Annotated in this window: 18 protein-coding genes, 1 tRNA gene and 1 riboswitch; of the genes, 9 read left to right on the forward strand and 10 right to left on the reverse strand. The window is 64.6% G+C overall.

The annotated features are described in order from the left end of the window. Positions 1 to 7: 7 nt before the first annotated feature. A complete protein-coding gene (locus ACYVH8_RS09155) occupies positions 8 to 724 on the forward strand; it encodes a hypothetical protein (protein WP_460488540.1) in 717 nt (238 codons plus the stop codon). A 134-nt stretch (positions 725 to 858) separates the two neighbouring features. Further along, positions 859 to 1,410 (forward strand): GspH/FimT family pseudopilin, encoded by a 552-nt coding sequence (locus tag ACYVH8_RS09160; protein WP_460488541.1) that lies wholly within the window; start codon positions 859 to 861, stop codon positions 1,408 to 1,410. A 1-nt stretch (position 1,411) separates the two neighbouring features. Here the strand turns inward: ACYVH8_RS09160 and nrdR are convergent, their stop codons facing one another. The 3 genes from nrdR to ACYVH8_RS09175 all read right to left on the reverse strand — a co-directional run bounded on the left by nrdR (position 1,412) and on the right by ACYVH8_RS09175 (position 4,129). Beyond that, complete coding sequence (gene nrdR, locus ACYVH8_RS09165) at positions 1,412 to 1,861, reverse strand: transcriptional regulator NrdR (RefSeq protein ID WP_460488542.1); 450 nt, start codon at positions 1,859 to 1,861, stop codon at positions 1,412 to 1,414. A 9-nt stretch (positions 1,862 to 1,870) separates the two neighbouring features. Then, positions 1,871 to 3,115 (reverse strand): serine hydroxymethyltransferase, encoded by a 1,245-nt coding sequence (gene glyA / locus ACYVH8_RS09170; RefSeq protein WP_460488543.1) that lies wholly within the window; start codon positions 3,113 to 3,115, stop codon positions 1,871 to 1,873. 35 nt (positions 3,116 to 3,150) lie between these two features. Continuing rightward, positions 3,151 to 3,290: riboswitch (ZMP/ZTP riboswitch) on the reverse strand. Between the two features lie 35 nt (positions 3,291 to 3,325). Beyond that, positions 3,326 to 4,129, reverse strand: coding sequence for a transglycosylase SLT domain-containing protein (locus ACYVH8_RS09175; RefSeq protein ID WP_460488544.1), 804 nt, complete (start codon positions 4,127 to 4,129; stop codon positions 3,326 to 3,328). Between the two features lie 774 nt (positions 4,130 to 4,903). Between ACYVH8_RS09175 and ACYVH8_RS09180 the strand changes: the two genes are divergently transcribed. Continuing rightward, on the forward strand, positions 4,904 to 7,465 hold the full coding sequence (locus ACYVH8_RS09180; protein ID WP_460488545.1) for a DUF349 domain-containing protein: 2,562 nt from the start codon (positions 4,904 to 4,906) through the stop codon (positions 7,463 to 7,465). 15 nt (positions 7,466 to 7,480) lie between these two features. On the opposite strand, the gene ACYVH8_RS09185 is transcribed toward ACYVH8_RS09180, so the two are convergent. The 7 genes from ACYVH8_RS09185 to ACYVH8_RS09215 form a co-directional block, all read right to left on the reverse strand. Beyond that, the gene (locus ACYVH8_RS09185) at positions 7,481 to 8,287 is read right to left on the reverse strand and encodes a M90 family metallopeptidase (RefSeq protein WP_460488546.1); all 807 of its coding nucleotides are present in this window, start codon (positions 8,285 to 8,287) and stop codon (positions 7,481 to 7,483) included. Between the two features lie 2 nt (positions 8,288 to 8,289). After that, on the reverse strand, positions 8,290 to 9,099 hold the full coding sequence (locus tag ACYVH8_RS09190; RefSeq protein ID WP_460488547.1) for a UDP-2,3-diacylglucosamine diphosphatase: 810 nt from the start codon (positions 9,097 to 9,099) through the stop codon (positions 8,290 to 8,292). Between the two features lie 11 nt (positions 9,100 to 9,110). Further along, entirely contained in the window at positions 9,111 to 9,617 is a 507-nt protein-coding gene (locus tag ACYVH8_RS09195; protein ID WP_460488548.1) for a peptidylprolyl isomerase, read from the reverse strand. Positions 9,618 to 9,625: 8 nt separating this feature from the next. Then, entirely contained in the window at positions 9,626 to 10,222 is a 597-nt protein-coding gene (locus tag ACYVH8_RS09200; protein WP_460488549.1) for a peptidylprolyl isomerase, read from the reverse strand. Further along, positions 10,219 to 11,505, reverse strand: coding sequence for a L,D-transpeptidase family protein (locus tag ACYVH8_RS09205; RefSeq protein WP_460488550.1), 1,287 nt, complete (start codon positions 11,503 to 11,505; stop codon positions 10,219 to 10,221). Before ACYVH8_RS09205 ends, ACYVH8_RS09200 begins: the two co-directional genes overlap by 4 nt. Before the next feature lie 51 nt (positions 11,506 to 11,556). Continuing rightward, complete coding sequence (locus tag ACYVH8_RS09210; protein ID WP_460488551.1) at positions 11,557 to 12,648, reverse strand: L,D-transpeptidase Cds6 family protein; 1,092 nt, start codon at positions 12,646 to 12,648, stop codon at positions 11,557 to 11,559. Positions 12,649 to 12,727: 79 nt separating this feature from the next. After that, on the reverse strand, positions 12,728 to 13,246 hold the full coding sequence (locus ACYVH8_RS09215) for a tetratricopeptide repeat protein (RefSeq protein WP_460488552.1): 519 nt from the start codon (positions 13,244 to 13,246) through the stop codon (positions 12,728 to 12,730). Between the two features lie 133 nt (positions 13,247 to 13,379). Between ACYVH8_RS09215 and cysS the strand changes: the two genes are divergently transcribed. From cysS to ACYVH8_RS09245, 6 genes are all read left to right on the forward strand, one after another. Beyond that, positions 13,380 to 14,756 carry a cysteine--tRNA ligase gene (gene cysS, locus ACYVH8_RS09220; protein WP_460488553.1) on the forward strand — a complete coding sequence of 459 codons (1,377 nt, stop codon included), beginning with the start codon at positions 13,380 to 13,382 and terminating at the stop codon, positions 14,754 to 14,756. Beyond that, a complete protein-coding gene (locus ACYVH8_RS09225) occupies positions 14,753 to 15,397 on the forward strand; it encodes a DNA-3-methyladenine glycosylase family protein (protein ID WP_460488554.1) in 645 nt (214 codons plus the stop codon). Before cysS ends, ACYVH8_RS09225 begins: the two co-directional genes overlap by 4 nt. 53 nt (positions 15,398 to 15,450) lie before the next feature. Then, positions 15,451 to 16,428 (forward strand): acetyl-CoA carboxylase carboxyltransferase subunit alpha, encoded by a 978-nt coding sequence (locus ACYVH8_RS09230; RefSeq protein ID WP_460488555.1) that lies wholly within the window; start codon positions 15,451 to 15,453, stop codon positions 16,426 to 16,428. A gap of 78 nt (positions 16,429 to 16,506) precedes the next feature. Continuing rightward, positions 16,507 to 17,451, forward strand: a complete 945-nt coding sequence (gene tilS / locus ACYVH8_RS09235) for a tRNA lysidine(34) synthetase TilS (RefSeq protein WP_460488556.1) — start codon at positions 16,507 to 16,509, stop codon at positions 17,449 to 17,451. A gap of 100 nt (positions 17,452 to 17,551) precedes the next feature. Then, the gene (locus ACYVH8_RS09240) at positions 17,552 to 18,820 is read left to right on the forward strand and encodes an aspartate kinase (RefSeq protein WP_460488557.1); all 1,269 of its coding nucleotides are present in this window, start codon (positions 17,552 to 17,554) and stop codon (positions 18,818 to 18,820) included. Positions 18,821 to 18,871: 51 nt separating this feature from the next. Beyond that, positions 18,872 to 18,964: transfer RNA gene (locus tag ACYVH8_RS09245), tRNA-Ser, on the forward strand. Positions 18,965 to 19,031: the final 67 nt, after the last annotated feature.

Raw genomic sequence — 19,031 nt, forward strand, 5'->3', positions numbered from 1 at the left:
GGTGGGGGTGGAAGCAGTAGAAGCGGGGCGCATTGACATCCTGAAAGGTGGTCTTGCGCTCCTGTCCCGGCATCGCACCAACCTGCTGGCCCTTGCGCTTTCCTGCCTGCTCCATGCGGGCTTGTTCTGGGGGTTCAGGACGGAATTCTTGAGTGGTGGCGCACTTTTCGGTCTGCGCTCATCCTCGGCGGTTGTTCGTTTTACCCTGATCTCCTCGCCAGCAGGCATGCCATCTGGCAGTGCCGGTCTGGTGGCAGGGAAAAACCGTTCCGGGCCTGCTTCCCGCCCCGCGAGCGCTTCGCAGCCTGAAGCAACTGCAGCAACTCAGGCTCCGGGGAGTCCGAGCCCTGCAGATCAAGGTGCTGCCCAACGCCTCTCATCCGACGCAATGCCTCAGCAGGGAGGCCCGTTGCCCGAGCTTCACTATTTCCCCCCCGAAGAGCTGTCGGTCAAGCCTCAGATTCTGAGTGATGCTGGGTCGTCGGAGCCCACGTTTATTCCAGACATTCTTCCTCTGCCCGTCCTGGTGCAACTCTTGATCAATGAGCAAGGTGGGGTGGACAGGGTCATTTTGGGCGAGAATTTCCTTTCAGATACCGCTAAAAAATACATAGTTGAATCTTTTTCGGGCATGAAATTCAGCCCGGGCATGCTGGGGCCGACCCCCGTGAGGTCTCAATTGCAGATAGTGGTGAGCCTGGATCCGACCATTCCGGTAAATTAAAGGATCAACAGCCGTCTGCGGTATCAGCCCGGAGATTTTGGATCGCAGGCATCCCCAATTTTAGGGATGCCTTTTTTCTTTGGTATGAACTAACTTACGCCCAGCTCAACGGCCTCAATGTTGAAGGGGGATGTATGGTGTTCTATCGGATGACCAAGGGGTATACGCTGCCCGAGGTGATGGTGGTGATGCTGGTTTTTTCGCTGTGCATGACTCAGGCGGTTCCCGCCATGTCAAGAGTGGTGGACAACGTGCGTATAAAAACAGGGATGTCCGCCCTCATGGACAGTCTGCATCTCACTCGTTCTGAAGCCATACGGCGCAATGCGCGAGTTGTGTTGTGTAAATCGGTTTCCGGGAACACCTGCACATTGAATGGGGCCTGGGAACGTGGTTGGATCATATTCCAGGATGTGAATGGCAATGGTGTGGTCGATCCTGGTGAAGATGTGCTTCGCCGGGAAGCTTCCTTGCCGTCGAACTTGCGGATGGTCGGGAATACAACGGTCGACGACTACATCGCATACACAGGGCTGGGAAAAACAACTCTGAATTCCGGCGCATTTCAAGCTGGCACCATCACGGTATGTCAGCCATCTGCACAGAAGACTGATGTCTACCAGATTGTCATCAACAGTTCGGGGCGAGTGCGTGTTGCCAAGGCCGCACTGAATGCATGCCTTTGATTCAACGCCGTACTTCGTCGACCAGTGTCTTGAACTCGTCGATGTCCTCAAAGCTGCGGTAGACACTGGCGAAGCGCACATAAGCCACTTTGTCCAGCTTCTTGAGCTCACGCATGACCAGTTCGCCGATGCGGGTGGAGGGCACTTCACGCAGGCCGAGGTTGAGAAGTTTTTCCTCGATGCGTTCGATGGCACTGTCAATCTGCTCGGTGCTGACCGGGCGCTTGCGCAGCGCCAGCTTCATGGAGGCCAGTAATTTGCTGCGCTCGTACTCGATGCGCCGGCCATCCTTCTTGACGATGGAGGGGAAATTGACGTCCGGACGTTCGTAGGTGGTGAAGCGCTTTTCGCAGGCGCCGCACTGGCGGCGCCTGCGGATGAAATCCCCATCCTCCGAAATCCGGGTCTCGACGACCTGGGTCTCGGAGTTTCCGCAGAAGGGGCATTTCATCGAACGGGCTTACTTGTAGACCGGGAAGCGAGCGGTCAGAGCGTTGACCTTGGCTCGCACGGCCGCGATGCTGGCTTCGTCGCGGGGATTGTCCAGCACGTCGGCGATCAGGTTGGCCGTCATGCGCGCTTCCTCGTCCTTGAAGCCGCGAGTGGTCATGGCGGGTGTGCCGACGCGCACGCCGCTGGTGACCATGGGCTTTTCCGGGTCGTTCGGGATGGCGTTCTTGTTGATGGTCATGTGGGCGGAACCCAGCACGGCCTCGGCTTCCTTGCCCGTGATGCCCTTGGAGCGCAGGTCCACCAGCATGACGTGGCTTTGCGTGCCGCCGCTGACGATGCGCAGGCCGCGCTTCGTCAGCGTCTCGGCCACGATCTGGGCGTTTTTCACAACCTGCTGCTGGTAAGCCCTGAAGCCCGGATCCATGGCTTCCTTGAAGGCCACAGCCTTGGCCGCAATCACGTGCATCAGCGGGCCGCCCTGCAGGCCGGGGAAGATGGCGCTGTTGATGGCCTTCTCGTGCTGGGCCTTCATCAGGATGATGCCGCCACGCGGGCCGCGCAGGCTCTTGTGGGTGGTGGAGGTCACCACGTCGGCGTGCGGGACCGGGTTGGGGTAGACGCCGGCGGCGATCAGGCCGGCGTAGTGTGCCATGTCCACCATGAAGATGGCGCCCACGTCCCTGGCCACCTTGGCAAAGCGTGCGAAGTCGATGTGCAGGCTGTAGGCCGAGGCGCCGGCGATGATGAGCTTCGGTTTCGTCTCGTGCGCCTTCTTCTCCATGGCGTCGTAGTCGATCTCTTCCCTGGCGTTGAGGCCGTAGGAGACCACATTGAACCACTTGCCGCTCATGTTCAGCGCCATGCCGTGGGTCAGATGGCCGCCTTCGGCCAGGCTCATGCCCATGATGGTGTCACCGGGTTTGAGGAAGGCCAGGAAGACAGCTTCGTTGGCCGAGGCGCCGCAGTGCGGCTGCACGTTGGCGGCGTCGGCGCCGAAGATGGCCTTGACGCGGTCGATGGCCAGCTGCTCGGCCACATCCACATGTTCGCAACCGCCGTAGTAGCGCTTGCCCGGGTAACCTTCGGCGTACTTGTTGGTGAGCTGGGTGCCCTGGGCAGCCATGACGGCGGGCGAGGCGTAGTTCTCGCTGGCGATCAGCTCGATGTGGTGTTCCTGGCGGGCGTTCTCGGCCTGGATGGCGGCCCAGAGTTCGGGGTCGGTTTGTTCGACGAGGATGTTGCGGTTGTACATGGCGGTCGGAAAAAACAGGTGTCCCCCGGTGGGGCGGGGGCTGCCCAGGCGAACGGCTGAACACAGGACAAGGCTTGCCGCCTCATCCCGTGGCACGCTTCCCGGTGGTCTGTCCACGTCAGCGTCACCTGACCTGGAGGGTCAGGCGCACCTATCGCCAGTCGCGTGCCCGACTAGTGTAGCGGAGAGCAGCAAGCGGGAAGTCGGGAGTCAGGAGTTGAGCAGGACCAGGGTTTCGGGAGCGACCGGCTTGGCCGGCGCCGTCACCGGGATGGGCTGGGCGGTCTGGGTCGGTACAGCGCGGCCCGATGCGACCTGGACCAGGCGCGAGTGCTCGGCCAGCACCTTGGCGGCGTAACCGCCATCATCCGGCAGGTTGGCGGCACCCACATAGATACGCAGGCCGCCTTCGATGGAGCCGGCGCGCCGGACGTATTCCTGCAGCACCAGGGCTCCGACACGCAGGTTGGCGACCGGGTCGAAGGCCGCCAGCTTGCCGCCGAAGGCCTCGTATTTGTCGCTGTGCACGCGGGTCATCACCTGCATCAGGCCCTGGGCGCCGACCGGACTCTGGGCAAAGGGGTTGAAGCTGGACTCGATGGCCATGACCGAGAGCAGCAGCAGGGGGTCGATGTCGATACGGCGGCCGATCTCGTAGGCTTCCATGACCAGCGCCGAGACCGGTTCCGGCGCCACGCGGTATTTCTTGCTCAGCCAATAGGCCACGGCGGCCTGCTGTTTGGGCAGTTCATGCGGGTGGGCTGCCGTGGCGCGTTCCACGGCCACGGGTTCGGGCTCGATGCCGCCGGTTTCGGATTGGCGGTTCTGGAGCCAATCCATCAACTGGACTTCACCTTCCCGGCGCAGCTCAGGGCGGGCTACCAGGGCAATGGTGGCGAAAAGGACGGCCAGCCCCAACAGTGCAAAGCTGTTGTGGATGGTGGCGAAGAAGATCTGGGAGATCTGGCGTGCGACGGATCGCAGGCCCTGGCCCATTTCTTGAAACGCTGTCATAGCACTTCCTCATCTCGCGTGGTGCCAAGTCTGGTTCTGTGACTTGTTCACAGAACCAGACCGCAGTCAGCACGTCTGGGTTGGTACGCCATCTGGATCGGCCTGGCGACGTGTTGCCGGCATGTGATCCGATGTAGCCGGGGTCGGCAGCGGGTTGGGGTATTCCCTAGTTCGGGGTGAAACGAATTGTAAGACCCGCCATATAACCAGTCAATAATATCAATCGTATTTGATTGGCTTTAAAATAAATAAAGAAGGACGTAACAGCTAAACTTCTTTAAAAAAATCAATAAAAATCAAATGCTTAGATAATTAATCTCAAAAATAGCCTGAGCTCTACTGTATTTTGTAACAGTGCCAGGCGGAGTCGTTTTTGGGACCTTTTGCGGATGCGTTTCAGGGCTCAATCGGAGGAAAGGCTTTCATTGATACGCTGATTTGAATCCGGTGACAGCGTGGCTAGACTGAATGAGCCTGTCACATCAGGCGCTTCTGCTGGAAGTAGCCGGCACACACCTTCAGGGTGCAGGTGCCAGCGCCAAACTGGCAATCAATGGTGGCAATCTCTTGCCGCCTTCGCATTGCGGGACCCGACTCTCCCCTTTGCGATACCCAGACGGCATGGGCTTGTAGCCCGCCGTCAGGCCCGGCGGGCTGGCTTCTGCCACCCGGCCGGGCTTTCTATTTGCGGCTTGGCACAGGGCAAAAATCCGCAGGGGCAGAGCAAATGAAGGCGACAATCAGCGCTTTCCATTTGCCAGCCGAGTCCGCACCGTGTCCTCTTCGACCCCTTCCGCCCCACATAAAGATACCCAAGCCCTGGATGAACTGACGGACGGTGCCTTTTCCGCACACACGGCCAGCGAACGCACTGCGCGGGTACGGGCCTGGCTGCAAAGCGAACCGGCGACCGAGCAGATGCAGCTGGTGTACCGCGAACTGAGTGTCAAGGACAAAGGTGCGGCCAAGCTATTGCGCGAGAAGCTGGACGAACTCAAGCGTCAGCGTGACCAGGAAGGCATGGCCGTCGAATGGGCCCAGAAAGCCCGGGCCCTGCTGGATGCCGCCCGACTCAACGTGGCGGATGCCCTGGCCTGGCAGCGCGATGCCGCCAAGGCCGGAGCGCCGCTGAGCCGTGAACCGCTGGCCTCCCTCAAGACCCGCCTGGCCGACCGCATCAAGGCCATCGAGGATGTGCAGCATCGGGCCCAGGTGCAGCGCGAGGCCGCCGTGTTGCTGGCCCAGCGCATCGAGATCCTGTCTACCAAATCCTGGCGCGATGCCCAGGCCGCCGTCGAAAGCCTGTCCAGCGATGTGGGGCACTGGCAGACCGAAGCGGCTGCGCTCCCCGCCGATGCCCATTGGGCCAGCATTGATCTGCGCTTTGCGCCGCAACTGGATGCTTCACGCGCGCAGCTGACCCTGGTCTGGGAGGCTTTCAGCGCGGCGCTGGAGCAGGCCCGGGCGGCGGCAACCGATCCGGCAGCGCCGCTGCCCCAGGTGCCGGTCTGGGCCGATGAGTTGCGCCAGGCGCGCGGCGTACCCGTCGAAGCAACGTCTGCTTCCAGGCCCAAGATCGACCCTGAAGTCCGGACCCAGGCGAATGCAGCCGTGCGCGAGGTGCTCGGCCGGCTGGAGCAGGAGGTGGCCCAGGGCCATGGCAAAGCCAGCACGGGCGCGGCCAATGCACTGCGCCAAGCCCTGAAAGAGCACGGTCGTCATATGGACAGTCAGCTGGACCGTCAGGCCCATGCCGCTCTGGCTGCGGCGGGTGAGCTTGAAGGCTGGCAGCGCTGGCGCGCCGACCAGTTGCGCGAGGAACTGGTGGCCAAGGCCGAGGCCCTGCTGAACCGGCCGGAAGGCCAAACCCTGGGTGGCCGCAAGACGCAGGAGTCCTTGCGCGAGTTGCGTGAGGCATGGAAGCAGACCGACCAAGGCGGTGTGCCCAACCACGGGCTGTGGAAACGTTTCGACGAAGCCTGCAACCAGGCCTACAAAGTGGTCGAGGCCTGGCTGGAGAAGGTCCGGGCCGAGTCGGCCGAGCACAGGGCCAAGCGTCTGGCCCTGATCGCGGAACTCAAGGCCTGGGGCGAGACCCAGGTGGCTGCAAGCGTCAGTGATTTGAAAGCCTTTAACCGCGAACTGCACCAGTTCGCCGAGCGTTGGCGTGAGGCCGGGCATCTGAGTGAAAAGGCGTTTGCCGAGATGCAGCCGCAGTGGAAGGCCGCCATGCAGGCCGCTGCCGCCCCCCTGGAGGCCGCGCAGAAGCTCAGTCTGCAGAACCGGCATGCCATGATCGAAGAAGCGCAAGCGTTGGGGACTGCGCCCGAGCTACGCATCGACGCCGTCAAGGCCCTGCAGCAGCGCTGGCAGGCCGAAGCCCACGCCGTGCCCCTGGACCGGCGCCTGGAACAGAAGCTCTGGGATGCTTTTCGCAAGCCGATCGACGAGGCCTTCGCGCGCAAGAGCGCGTCCCGCGAGCAGGCGGCCTCAGCCATGAGCGAACACGACAAGGCGGTGCTGCAGGCGTCCCAGGCACTGGATGCGGCCAACGCCAGCGGCGATGCGCAGGCCATCCGCGCCGCCATGGGCGCACTGGAAGCTGTGCTCAAAGGGGCAGCGCAGGCGCCGGAGGCCGTCCCGCAACCGTCTCCTGCGTCGACGAGCGAAGCACCCCCATCTCCGGTCGCCGCGCTGGCTCAGCCGCGCAAGCCCGTTGTGGCCGTGCGTGGCGATGACCGTCCAGGCATGAAGCGGGCCGAGCCCGCTGCGCCTGCGGGGCGTGGCCGACCGGGTGAACGACGCGATGCACCGCGCCGTGACGAACGTCGGCCCGAACGCGACGGCCGGCGCGAGTTCGGTCGTGAGCGCGAGGGGCCGCGTCTGGGTGATGCTGCCTTCCGCGCCCAGCGTGATGCGCTGGACCATGCGCAGGCCGCCCTCAAAAAGCTCGCGGTGCAGGCGCATGGCGAGGCGCTCACGCACCTGCTGACGGCCTGGGAGCAGCGCGATGCCGCCAAGCTGCCCACGGCAGCCGAGATCGGCGGGCGCGTGACACCGGCCGTGCGCGGCCTGTGGATACAGGCGCTCGCGGCGGCCCCCTCGGCCCCGGCGGACGAGACCCTGCTGCGCCTGGAGATTGCCGCCGAGGTGCCGACGCCGGCCGAGCAGATCGATGCGCGGCGTGCCTTGCAACTGCAGCTGCTGACAAGGCGCAACGAACCGGCGCCGGTGCAGACCTGGGGCCAGGACGTGGCGCGTGTGCTGGCGGCAGCTTATGACGTCAGTCGGGCACGTCGCCTGCAGCAGGCGCTCAAGGCCTTGCTCAAGCGCTGAGGTCAGCCCTGTTGTTCAGCGCCTGGCCTGGTAGTAGGCGTCGAACAGCGGCAGCAGCGAATCGAACTCGCGCCCAAAACGCGCACGGTTGACGAAATAGGCTTCGCTGCTCACGGCGAAGAATTCGTCGATGGCTTCGGCCCCGTAGGGGTCGAGCCAGGGGGGGGCACCGCCAAAGCGCTCGGCCTTGATCACCGCTTCCCGGAAGGCCTCATAGGCGGTCTGCAGCGTGGCCAGCCAGTGGCTGCGTGCAGCTCGGGCGCTGGGCTGGCCCATGAATCCTTTCGTTAGCGGTGGGCAGCCATCGGGCATGCCATCGCGCAGGTCGAGCTTGTGCACGAACTCGTGGATGACCACGTTGTAGCCGGTCTCGCTGGAAGCGGCCGTCACGTCGTGCCAGCTCAGCATCACGGGGCCCTCGTGCATGGCCTCGCCGGCCAGCGTTTCCTCATAATGATGCACCACGCCGTGCTCGTCCACCACCTCGCGCTGCGCCACGACCTCGTCTGGATGCAGCACGATGCCGACGAAATCGTCATACCAGCGCAGGGGCTGGTCACCGGGGCCGAAATGCAGCACGGGCAGACAGGCCTGCGCGGCGATGGTGAGCGCCATGGCATCGGTGATGAGCAGACCCTGGGCGCCGTGGAACTCCTTGTCCTCGAGGAAGAAGGTGCTGAGTTCGCGCAGCCTGGCGAGGTCGGAGGCTGGAAGCGCGCCCAGGAAAGGGCAGGCGTCCAGGGTTTGTTGCCACAGCGCGTCGGGAAGGCCGGTCTTTGGCCGGCGTTCACGCCTCATCAGGCGGCCGAGCCAGGCCCACATGCTCAGCGGATGTCCGCGGCCGGCAGCCGCTGGACCTGGACCGGCTCTTGCGGACCTTGCAAGGACAGGCGCAGCACTTCGGCACGTAGTGGCTTGGCGCCTGCATCCCAGTCGCTCAGCACGTGTCGCGTCAGGCCCTGGCCCAGATCATGGTCGGCCGGCTTGTGGGTGTGGCCGTGGATCAGGGTGGGGGCATGCGCGCTTTGCAGCCACGTACGCGCCATCGGAGCGTCAACATCGGCGTAGCTCACGCCGCTGCGTTTGCGCTCCTCGCTGTGTTGGCGCAAACCGCGGGCGATGTGCCGGCGCTGGGCCAGGGGCTGGGCCAGAAAGGCCTGTTGCCAGGTCTTGGTACGAACCTGGGCGCGGAAAGCCAGGTATTCGCGGTCGTCCAGACAAAGCGCATCGCCATGGCTCAGCAGCCAGCGCTCGCCGCCGAAGGCCAGCACCGTGGGGTCGTCCAGCAAGTTGCAGTGGGCGCGGCGCGCGGCCTCGGCGCCGAGGAGGAAGTCGCGGTTGCCGTGCAGGAAATACAGGGCGCAACGCTGGCCGGCGGCCTGCAGCTTTTCGATGCATTCGCGTTCGAAGCGGGCGTCTTCGTCGTCGCCGTCGAGTCCGTCGTCGCCAACCCAGACCTCGAAGAGATCGCCGAGGATGAGCACCGCATCGGCGCGGGTCTGGTCCAGGTAGCGCACCCAGGCCTGCACGGTCAGCGGTTCGCCGGCCTGCAGGTGCAGGTCGGAAATGAAATCGACCACCCGCCAGTGCGCCGGGGCTGACAGCTCGGCGAACCGGGGTGTGGTCGAGGTCATGGAGCCGGAGATCAGAGGGCGACAGCCTTCTCGATCACCACATCTTCCTTGGGCACGTCGCCGTGGAAACCCTTTTGACCGGTCTTCACGGCGGCGATCTTGTCGACGACGTCATTGCCGGCGACGACCTTGCCGAAGACGGCGTAACCCCAGCCCTGAGCCGAGGGGGCGGTGTGGTTCAGGAAGCCGTTGTCGGCCACGTTGATGAAGAACTGCGCCGTGGCCGAGTGCGGGTCATTGGTGCGCGCCATGGCCAGGGTGTACTTGTTGTTCTTCAGGCCGTTGTTGGCCTCGTTGTTGATGGGTTTGTCGGTGGCCTTCTGGGTCATGCCCGGCTCGAAGCCGCCGCCCTGGACCATGAAGCCGGGGATCACGCGGTGGAAGATGGTGCGGTCGTAGTGGCCCTTGTTCACATAGGCCAGGAAGTTGGCCACGCTGTCGGGCGCCTTGGCGGCATCGAGTTCGATCTTGATGATGCCGAAGTCGGCGATGTGGAGTTCGACGTGGGGATTGCTCATGGTGGTTTTCAGGGCAGCACGGTGGCCGCGTTGATGGTGATGGGGGTCAGGGGCACGTTCTGGTGCATGCCTTTATTGCCTGTGGGTGCGGCGCTGATCTTGTCGACGATGTCCATGCCTTCAACGACCCGCCCGAAAACGGCATAACCCCAGCCCTGTTGGGTGGGGGCGGTGTAGTTCAGGAAGGCGTTATCGGCCACGTTGATGAAGAACTGCGCGGAGGCCGAGTGCGGATGCGGCGTGCGTGCCATGGCCAGGGTGTACTTGTCGTTCTTCAGGCCGTTGTTGGCTTCGTTTTCAATCGGCTTCTCGGTCGGTTTCTGCGCCATGGCATCGTCGAAGCCGCCGCCCTGGACCATGAAGCCGGGGATGACACGGTGAAAAATGGTGCCCTTGTAATGGCCCTTGCGCACGTAGGCCAGGAAGTTTTCGACGGTCTTGGGCGCCTTGGCAGCATCCAGTTCGATCACGATGTCACCGGCGCTGGTGGCCAGCTTGACGCGCGGCGCGGTGGCGGCCTGCGCGTGCAGGGCGCCTGTGAACACCAGGCTGGCGCAGGCCAGCAGCAGGCTGCGGCGCAGCCCCGAAGAGAAAGACGATGTCATCCGATGATTCCTTCAAAGAAAATTTTCCATTCGCTGCCCTGGCGTACCCAGTACTGGCGCTTGGTGGGTCCGCTGCGCTCGCCGTCGGCCACCTCACCGAAGGTCACGACCATGGTGTCGGCGGCGTCGGTCCAGCGCAGATAGGACAGGTCCTTGAGCTGGATGGGCTTGCCGCGAGCCTTGTCGACTTCGCTGCGCAAGGCGGGCGCCCATTCGGCCAGGGTCTTGCCAAAACTGTTGAAGTCGGGCGTATAAAAGCGCAGCAGCTGATCAACGTCGCCGCGGGATTTGGCGCTGCGCCAGGCGTCCAATGCGTCCTCAAAGGGCTTGCGCTCAGCTTGCACGCTGTACGGCGCCACCCATTCCAGCCGCGGCGAGATGACCACAGGCGTGGTGCGGATTTCGACCGTGCGGGTCAGAAACTCAAGATCCGGATTGGACAGGACCACGCAGCCGTCGGACGCCAGCGGGGCGCGGGCGAACTGGTTGGGTGGCGTGCCGTGCAGCCAGATGCCGCGGCCGGTCTTGCCGCGCTTGCTGTCGAGCACATTGGGGTAGTTGATGGGCAGCGCCCCCGAGCCGTAGAAGTCGCTCAGTGACTTGGGGTCGAGATTGCTGACGATGAAGTACACGCCCAGCGGTGTGCGCGCATCACCTTCGACCATCTTCTCAATGCCGGATTTGCCGATCGAGATGTAGAAGTCGGCCACCAGCCTGAGCTGCTGCGGCGTGTTCTCGAACAGGTACAGGCGCGAGCGCGACGCGTCGATGGCGATGGCATGGCGGTTGCGTGGCGACAGGGCCAGGAACTGCGAAGGGAGGGTGCCGGCGGGGGGACGTTCCCGCAGGGCCTTGAGGCGCATCTGCGATTCGTACCGCAGATCGTCCAGGATCTCGCCTGCATGTCCGTTGGACAAGTCTGGTGGTACATCGCCGAAATCGCGCACGGGACGGGACTGGGTGGTCAGCAAATCACCATAGACCAGCTGGGCCAACTGGAAATGGGGGAAGTCACGCACCAGGCTTTCGGCGCGCTGCAAGGCTTCGCGCGTGCGGCCGGCGCCGGTCAGGCGGTAGACCTCGATCAGGCGTGCCTCGGCAGCGCCACTGATCTGGGAGGTGCTGCCCGGTTCGGCGCTCGCGGGGAAGGCCTGCAGTGTCCATGGCGCTTGCTTGGCGGCCAGCGCCATGGTCTCGACACGCGTCGGCACGCCGTTGGCCAGCGCCACGAGCACGATGGTGGCGCCTACGAGCAGCAGCAGAGGGCGAGGGCCTGGTTTCATGTCAGTACGGATCTATTCGGCGAAGCACCCCAGGGCTGGCGCGCGAGGGGCTCAGCCGCCACTGGATTCTTTCACGATCAGCCAGCGCTCGCCGGACTTGGCCAGTTCCAGCGTCTTGCGGCTCAGGACGGCCAGCGCATCAGCTTTGTAGTCCTGGCGGAATTTTGCCACGGCCCGGTTGCCATTGACGGTGATGTGCAGTTCGAACAGGTTGACCGTGATGCGTGACTTGCTGCTGATGCGCAGGCGACGCTCCTGTTCCCAGACGCTGCGGCTTTGCTGGCCCGGTGTGTCGAAGCCCTTGTCGTAGGCGGCGAGGTACTGGCTCATGTTCTTGTCGGACCAGGCGCGTGCCCAGGCATGCACCGCCCGCTCCACTTCCTGCTGACTGTTCGATGCAGCCAGCGGTGCTGGTGCGGCGGGCGCCACGGCTGTCGCGGCGGCCGGTGGTTTGGCTTGGATCGGTGCAGCGGTGACAGCGGCTGGTTCGGTCTGGGCAGTTGCCGGTGCGGCGGCCACTGCGACGGGCTTGGCAGGTAGCGCAGGCGCTGTCGGCCTGGCGGGCGTCGGGCCGCCGGGAGCTGCGGCCAGCAGGCTGCGGGGTTGGCTGCCGGGGACCGTGGAGAGTTCGCGGATCAGGGCCAGGCGTGCTGGCGGGCTGGCGGAGGCCGAGCCGTCGAGTTGCAGCGCTTTGCTGTAAGCCTGGCTGGCCAGGCGGGCATAGACGTCGGCCAGGTTGTCGTGCGCCGTCGCATAACTCGGGTTGGTGCGCAGGGCTTTTTCCAGGGCGATGCGAGCTTTGTCATATTGCCCCTGGGCGGCGTGGATGACGGCCAGGTTGTTGTAAGGCTCAGGCAGCTCGGGGTGATCTTCGCTGAGCCGCGTGAAGGTGGTCAGGGCCTCGGCCGGACGACCCGATTCGCGCTGGATCACACCCTTGAACAGGCGCATCTGGGGATCGCGAGGTTTGGCGGCCAGATGGCGCTCCACCCGGGCCTGTGCCTCGGCCAGCTTGCCATCGCGCAGTAACTGGGCCACGTCGCTGTACTCGTCAGCCCGGGCTGCGCCCAGGGTGAGGCAGGCTGCAAAGACCAGCAGATGGACGGGCAGCAGGGGGGAGGATGGGGCGCGACCGAACTTCATGGACAGGGGGAATTGTAGGGGGACAGGCCCCATGAAATGTCAGGCGAAAAGGGGAGGCGCGGCACGCGAACGAAGGCCATCACGGGCAATGCGTGCCCAGGGTGCTCAGCTTGGACCGCAGCGCGCTGTTGTTGGCATCCAGCTGCAGGGCCTTGCAGTAAGCCTGTGCGGCCAGCCGGGCGTAGACGTCACCCAGGTTCTCATGGGCTGTGGCGTAAGCGGGATTGGCGCGGATGGCCATTTCGAGGGCACTGCGGGCCTTGTCCAGCGCGCCCTGGGCGGCGTGGATGACGGCCAGTGCGTTGTGAGGCTCAGGCAGCTCGGGATAGTCTTCTGTCAGCTTGGTGAAGGTGGTCAGCGCTTCGGCCTGCTGACCCGAATCGCGCTGGATGACACCCTTGAAATAGCGCATCTGGGGATCGCGCGGCTTGGCGGCCAGGGCGCGGTCGACCCGGGTCCGGGCTTCGGCCAGCCGGCCGGCGCGCAGCATCTGGCTGATGTCGCTGTAGTCGTCGGCGAGCGCCAGGCCTGCGCTCAGGCTGGCGGCCAGCACCAGCAGACGAGCCAGGGCAGGAAGAGGGGTGCTACCGGGCTTCATAAGGGCTGTGCATGGGGTGGGGCATACCCGGTCCAAGGACGCTGGCCGGGGCTTTATACTGCGTGCGATTGTAGCCCCCGTCCTAGTTCCCACCGCCGCGCCCAGCCCTCGCACGCCGGTTTCTGATCTATCCATGAGTCTGCGCATTTACAACACGCTGTCGCGTGCGCTGGAGCCCTTTACCCCGCTCGAACCCGGTCATGTCCGCATGTACGTCTGCGGCATGACGGTCTACGACCTGTGCCATCTTGGCCACGCCCGGGCCATGGTGGCCTTCGACCTGGTTCAGCGCTGGCTCAAGGTCAGTGACTACCGCGTGACCTATGTGCGCAACGTCACCGATATCGACGACAAGATCATCAGGCGGGCGCTGGAGAATGGCGAAACCATCCGCTCCCTGACCGACCGCATGGTCGAGGCACTGCACCAGGACGCCGATGCCCTGGGCATCGAGCGCCCAACCCACGAGCCGCGCGCCACCGAGTACGTGCCGCAGATGCTCAGCCTGATCGGAACGCTGGAGCAAAAGGGCCTGGCCTACCGGGCCGGCAACGGTGATGTGAACTATGCCGTGCGCAAGTTCCCGGGCTACGGCAAGCTCTCGGGCAAGTCGCTGGACGAATTGCGCGCCGGCGAGCGTGTGGCGGTGCTGGACGGCAAGGACGACCCGCTCGACTTCGTGCTCTGGAAGTCGGCCAAACCGAGCGAGCCGGCTGAGGCCAGGTGGGACAGCAGCTACGGCCCGGGTCGCCCGGGCTGGCACATCGAGTGCTCGGCCATGAGTTGCGAGATGCTGGGCGAGAGCTTCGACATCCACGGTGGCGGCGCCGACCTGCAGTTTCCGCACCACGAGAACGAGATCGCTCAGAGCGAAGGGGCCACGGGCCAGCCGCTGGCGCGCTACTGGATGCACAACGGTTTCGTGCGCGTGGACAACGAAAAGATGTCCAAGTCCCTGGGCAATTTCTTCACCATCCGCGAGATCCTGGCCAGGTACGATCCGGAGACCGTGCGCTTCTTCATCCTCCGGGCGCACTACCGCAGCCCGCTGAATTACAGCGACGTCCACCTGGACGATGCGCGCGGCGCGCTCAAGCGTCTGTACACCGCGCTGCAGGCCGTCAAGCCCGCTGCAATTGCGATCGACTGGCTTGACGGGCATGCCGCGCGTTTCAGGGCGGCGATGGACGAGGACTTCGGCACGCCCGAGGCCGTGGCTGTGCTGTTCGAGCTGGCGACCGAGGTCAACAAGACCGGTTCTGCACAGTTGGCCGGCCTGCTCAAGGCGCTGGGCGGCTGCCTGGGTCTGTTGCAGGATGAGCCTGAGGGCTTCCTCAAGGCGGGTTCCACGCTGGACGAGACGGCCATCCAGTCCATGATCGAACAACGTGCCGCGGCCAAGCAAGGCAAGGACTTCGCCGAAGCGGATCGCATCCGCAAGGCCCTGCTGGAGCAGGGCATCGTGCTGAAGGATTCGCCTGCGGGCACCACCTGGGAGGTGGCGCAATGAGCACCGCCCCCACGGCCAAACCCGCCATGCCCGACTACTGGGACGAGGCGCGCAGGCACCTGATGAAAAAAGACCGGGTGATGAAGCGGTTGATCCCGCAGCATGGTGATGCCTCCCTGCAGACCCGGGGCGATGCCTTCACCACCCTGGCGCGCAGCATCGTGGGCCAGCAGATCTCGGTCAAGGCGGCCCAGACCGTCTGGGACCGTTTTGCCGAACTGCCACGGCGCATGACCGCAGCCAATGTGCTCAAGCTCAAGGTCGACGACATGCGGGCCGCGGGTCTGAGCGCCCGCAAGGTCGAGTACCTGGTGGATCTGTCCTTGCATTTCGACAGCGGGGCCATCCGTGTCGCGGCCTGGAAGGACATGGACGACGAGGCCATCATCGCCGAGCTGACGGGCATCCGGGGCATCGGACGCTGGACGGCCGAGATGTTCCTGATCTTTCACCTGCTGCGGCCCAATGTGTTGCCGCTGGACGACGTGGGCCTGATCAACGGTATCAGCCATAACTATTTCTCCGGCGAGGCCGTTAGCCGCAGTGATGCCCGTGAAGTGGCCGCCGCCTGGGCACCGTTTTGCAGCGTCGCAACTTGGTATATTTGGCGCTCGCTCGATCCGCTACCGGTCGAGTATTGACGTTTGGGGCCCGGGCGCTTCGGGAGCGGGCACACAGAACAAGGAGTTTCTCCATGGCCAAGAAGACATTTCTCGATTTCGAGCAACCGATCGCCGAACTGGAAGCCAAGATCGAAGAGCTGCGTTATGTGCAGACCGAGTCTGCCGTCGACATCAGCGAAGAAATCGACCAGCTCAGCAAGAAGAGCCTGCAGCTGACCAAGGACGTCTACAGCGACCTCAATCCCTGGCAGATCACCAAGATCGCGCGCCATCCCGAGCGTCCCTACACGCTGGATTACGTCAACGAGCTCTTCACAGACTTTGTCGAGATGCACGGTGACCGCCACTTTGCTGACGATCTGAGCATCGTGGGTGGCCTGGCGCGTTTCAACGGCCATGCCTGCATGGTGCTGGGCCAGCAGAAGGGCCGCGACACCAGGGAGCGCGGCCTGCGCAACTTCGGCATGAGCAAGCCCGAGGGCTACCGCAAGGCCCTGCGCCTGATGAAGACGGCCGAGAAATTCGGTCTTCCCGTGTTCACCTTTGTCGACACCCCCGGCGCCTACCCCGGCATCGACGCCGAGGAGCGCGGCCAGTCCGAGGCCATCGGCCGCAACATCTTCGAGATGGCGCAGCTGGAAGTGCCCATCATCACCACCATCATCGGCGAGGGCGGCTCCGGCGGTGCGCTGGCGATCTCGGTGGCCGACCAGGTGCTGATGCTGCAGTACTCGGTCTACTCCGTGATCAGCCCCGAGGGTTGTGCCTCCATCCTCTGGAAAACCGCCGAGCGTGCACAGGACGCGGCCGAGGCCCTGGGCATCACGGCGCATCGCCTCAAGGCCCTGGGTCTGGTCGACAAGATCGTCAACGAGCCGGTCGGTGGCGCGCACCGCGACACCAAGCAGATGGCGGCCTTCCTCAAGCGGGCGCTGGGCGACGCCTACCGCCAGGTCGCCGACCTCAAGGTCAAGGAGCTGCTGGAGCGTCGCTACGAGCGCCTGCAGAGCTATGGCCGCTACACCGACACCAAGACCAGCGGCAAGTAAGCCGCGGGTGCGGCGAAGAGCTCCGCCGGGCCGCTCCCAAGGAGCTCGCACCGCAGTGCGCAGCACGAAGGTACACCCGTGACCCGCATGCTGGCGCAGGCCCTGCAGGACTTCCAGCCCGGTCTGCCCCTGGCCGTGGCCTACAGCGGCGGCGCCGATTCCACCGCGCTGCTGCTGGCCTGCGCCGAACGCTGGCCGGGGCAGGTCAGCGCCATCCACATCCATCACGGCCTGCAGGCCGCAGCCGACGGCTTCGAGTTGCATTGCCGTGAGCTCTGCGCCCGTCTGGGTGTGCCGCTGCAGGTGCAAGGTGTTGATGCACGCCATGCGCCCGGGCAGAGCCCGGAGGAGGCCGCGCGCAGCGCGCGTTACCAGGCCCTGCGCCGGTGTGCCGAGGCGGCCGACCCGCCGATCCGTCACATCGCCCTGGCCCAGCATGCCGACGATCAGGTGGAAACCCTGTTGCTGGCGCTGAGCCGCGGCGCCGGCCTGCCGGGCCTGAGCGCCATGCCGGCCCATTGGGAGCGCGACGGCATCCGCTATTACCGGCCGCTGCTGGAAGTGAGCGGGGACCAGCTGCGCCAGGGCTTGCGCGAGCGTGGCGCAAGCTGGATCGAGGACCCCACCAACGCCGACGAGCAGTACACACGCAACCGCATCCGTGCCCGTTTGTTGCCGGCGCTGGAAGCGGCCTTCCCGCAGTTCCGTGACACCTTTGCCCGCAGCGCCGCCCATGCCGCCCAGGCCCAGCGCCTGCTGGACCAGGTGGCGGCCGAGGACCTGGCGCGCGTCGGTCTGCCGCCGCAGATCGGGCAACTGCGGGAACTGAGCCGCGAGCGCCAGGCCAATGTGCTGCGTCACTGGCTGCGCAGCGCCCACGCCACGGCGCCCAGCGCGGCCCAGCTGGAAGAGTTGCTGGACCAGCTGGCGGCCTGCACCACCCGCGGCCATGGCATCCGCCTCAAGGTGGGGGCGGGTTATGTCGAGCGGCAGGGGCAAGCACTGACTTGGTACAATTCCTAGGTTTTGCACGCCTGAAAACCAGGCTTGGGCAAGGCCTCCCCCCTGTAGACACCGGTCGCTGCGGCAAGCGCATGCGGCGGCCACCTATCCAACATTTTCAATGGCACTGATCGTTCACAAGTACGGCGGCACGTCCATGGGCTCGACCGAGCGCATCCGCAATGTCGCCAAGCGCGTCGCCAAATGGGCGCGCGCCGGCCACCAGATGGTGGTGGTGCCCTCGGCCATGAGCGGCGAGACCAACCGCCTGCTCGGCCTGGCCAAGGAGCTGGCGCCCGCGAAATCCAATGAGGCCACCAACCGCGAGCTCGACATGCTGGCCGCCACCGGCGAGCAGGCTTCCAGCGCGCTGCTGGCCATCGCCCTGCAGGCCGAGGGCATGGCCTCGGTGAGTTATGCCGGCTGGCAGGTGCCGATCAAGACCAACAGCGCCTACACCAAGGCCCGCATCGAGTCCATCGACGACCAGCGTGTGCGTGCCGATCTGGCCCAGGGCAGGGTCGTCATCGTCACCGGCTTCCAGGGCATCGACGAGCAGGGCCACATCACCACGCTGGGCCGTGGCGGTTCCGACACCTCGGCCGTGGCCGTGGCCGCGGCCATGAAGGCCGACGAGTGCCTGATCTATACCGACGTCGACGGCGTCTACACCACCGACCCGCGTGTCGTGCCCGAGGCGCGCCGCCTGCACACCGTGAGCTTCGAGGAGATGCTGGAGATGGCCTCCATGGGCTCCAAGGTGCTGCAGATACGTTCGGTCGAATTCGCCGGCAAGTACAAGGTGCCGCTGCGCGTGCTCTCCAGCTTCACGCCCTGGGACATCGACATCAACGAGGAAGCCAAGTCCGGCACCCTGATCACCTTTGAGGAAGACGAGAAAATGGAACAAGCCATTGTTTCCGGCATTGCATTCAACCGCGACGAGGCCAAGATTTCCGTGGTCGGCGTGCCCGACAAGCCCGGCATCGCCTACCAGATCCTGGGCGCCGTGGCCGAGGCCAACATCGAAGTCGACATGATCATCCAGAACATCAGCAAGGATGGCAAGACCGACTTCAGCTTCACCGTGAACCGCAACGACTTCGCGCGCGCCATGGACCTGCTCAAGGACAAGGTTGTCCCCGCGCTGGGCGCCACGGAAGTCGTGGGCGACACCAAGATCTGCAAGGTCAGCATCGTGGGCATCGGCATGCGCAGCCACGTGGGCATCGCCAGCAAGATGTTCCGCTCGCTGAGCGAGGAGGGCATCAACATCCAGATGATCTCCACCAGCGAGATCAAGACCTCGGTCGTGATCGACGAGAAGTACATGGAGCTGGCCGTGCGCGCCCTGCACAAGGCCTTCGACCTGGACCAGCCGGCAGCCTGAATTTCCGCCTGACAGCGGATCGATTCATGCGATAATCCCGCTGACCTTTCAGGAAACGTGACCGAGTGGCCGAAGGTGCTCCCCTGCTAAGGGAGTATGGGGTGTAGAGCCTCATCGAGGGTTCGAATCCCTCCGTTTCCGCCAAGAACAAGCCCCGCCTAGTGCGGGGCTTTTTTTTGACGGAAACGGAGGGATTCGAACCCTCTGGTTC

This window comes from Curvibacter fontanus, assembly GCF_054780335.1.

Excerpts from the sequence above, each read along its gene's own strand:
- ACYVH8_RS09160 (WP_460488541.1), top strand. The coding sequence starts at position 859 with ATGGTGTTCTATCGGATGACCAAGGGGTATACGCTGCCCGAGGTGATG.
- nrdR (WP_460488542.1), bottom strand. The coding sequence starts at position 1,861 with ATGAAATGCCCCTTCTGCGGAAACTCCGAGACCCAGGTCGTCGAGACC.
- glyA (WP_460488543.1), bottom strand. The coding sequence starts at position 3,115 with ATGTACAACCGCAACATCCTCGTCGAACAAACCGACCCCGAACTCTGG.
- ACYVH8_RS09175 (WP_460488544.1), bottom strand. The coding sequence starts at position 4,129 with ATGACAGCGTTTCAAGAAATGGGCCAGGGCCTGCGATCCGTCGCACGC.
- ACYVH8_RS09185 (WP_460488546.1), bottom strand. The coding sequence starts at position 8,287 with ATGTGGGCCTGGCTCGGCCGCCTGATGAGGCGTGAACGCCGGCCAAAG.
- ACYVH8_RS09190 (WP_460488547.1), bottom strand. The coding sequence starts at position 9,099 with ATGACCTCGACCACACCCCGGTTCGCCGAGCTGTCAGCCCCGGCGCAC.
- ACYVH8_RS09195 (WP_460488548.1), bottom strand. The coding sequence starts at position 9,617 with ATGAGCAATCCCCACGTCGAACTCCACATCGCCGACTTCGGCATCATC.
- ACYVH8_RS09200 (WP_460488549.1), bottom strand. The coding sequence starts at position 10,222 with ATGACATCGTCTTTCTCTTCGGGGCTGCGCCGCAGCCTGCTGCTGGCC.
- ACYVH8_RS09205 (WP_460488550.1), bottom strand. The coding sequence starts at position 11,505 with ATGAAACCAGGCCCTCGCCCTCTGCTGCTGCTCGTAGGCGCCACCATC.
- ACYVH8_RS09210 (WP_460488551.1), bottom strand. The coding sequence starts at position 12,648 with ATGAAGTTCGGTCGCGCCCCATCCTCCCCCCTGCTGCCCGTCCATCTG.
- ACYVH8_RS09215 (WP_460488552.1), bottom strand. The coding sequence starts at position 13,246 with ATGAAGCCCGGTAGCACCCCTCTTCCTGCCCTGGCTCGTCTGCTGGTG.
- cysS (WP_460488553.1), top strand. The coding sequence starts at position 13,380 with ATGAGTCTGCGCATTTACAACACGCTGTCGCGTGCGCTGGAGCCCTTT.
- ACYVH8_RS09225 (WP_460488554.1), top strand. The coding sequence starts at position 14,753 with ATGAGCACCGCCCCCACGGCCAAACCCGCCATGCCCGACTACTGGGAC.
- ACYVH8_RS09230 (WP_460488555.1), top strand. The coding sequence starts at position 15,451 with ATGGCCAAGAAGACATTTCTCGATTTCGAGCAACCGATCGCCGAACTG.
- ACYVH8_RS09240 (WP_460488557.1), top strand. The coding sequence starts at position 17,552 with ATGGCACTGATCGTTCACAAGTACGGCGGCACGTCCATGGGCTCGACC.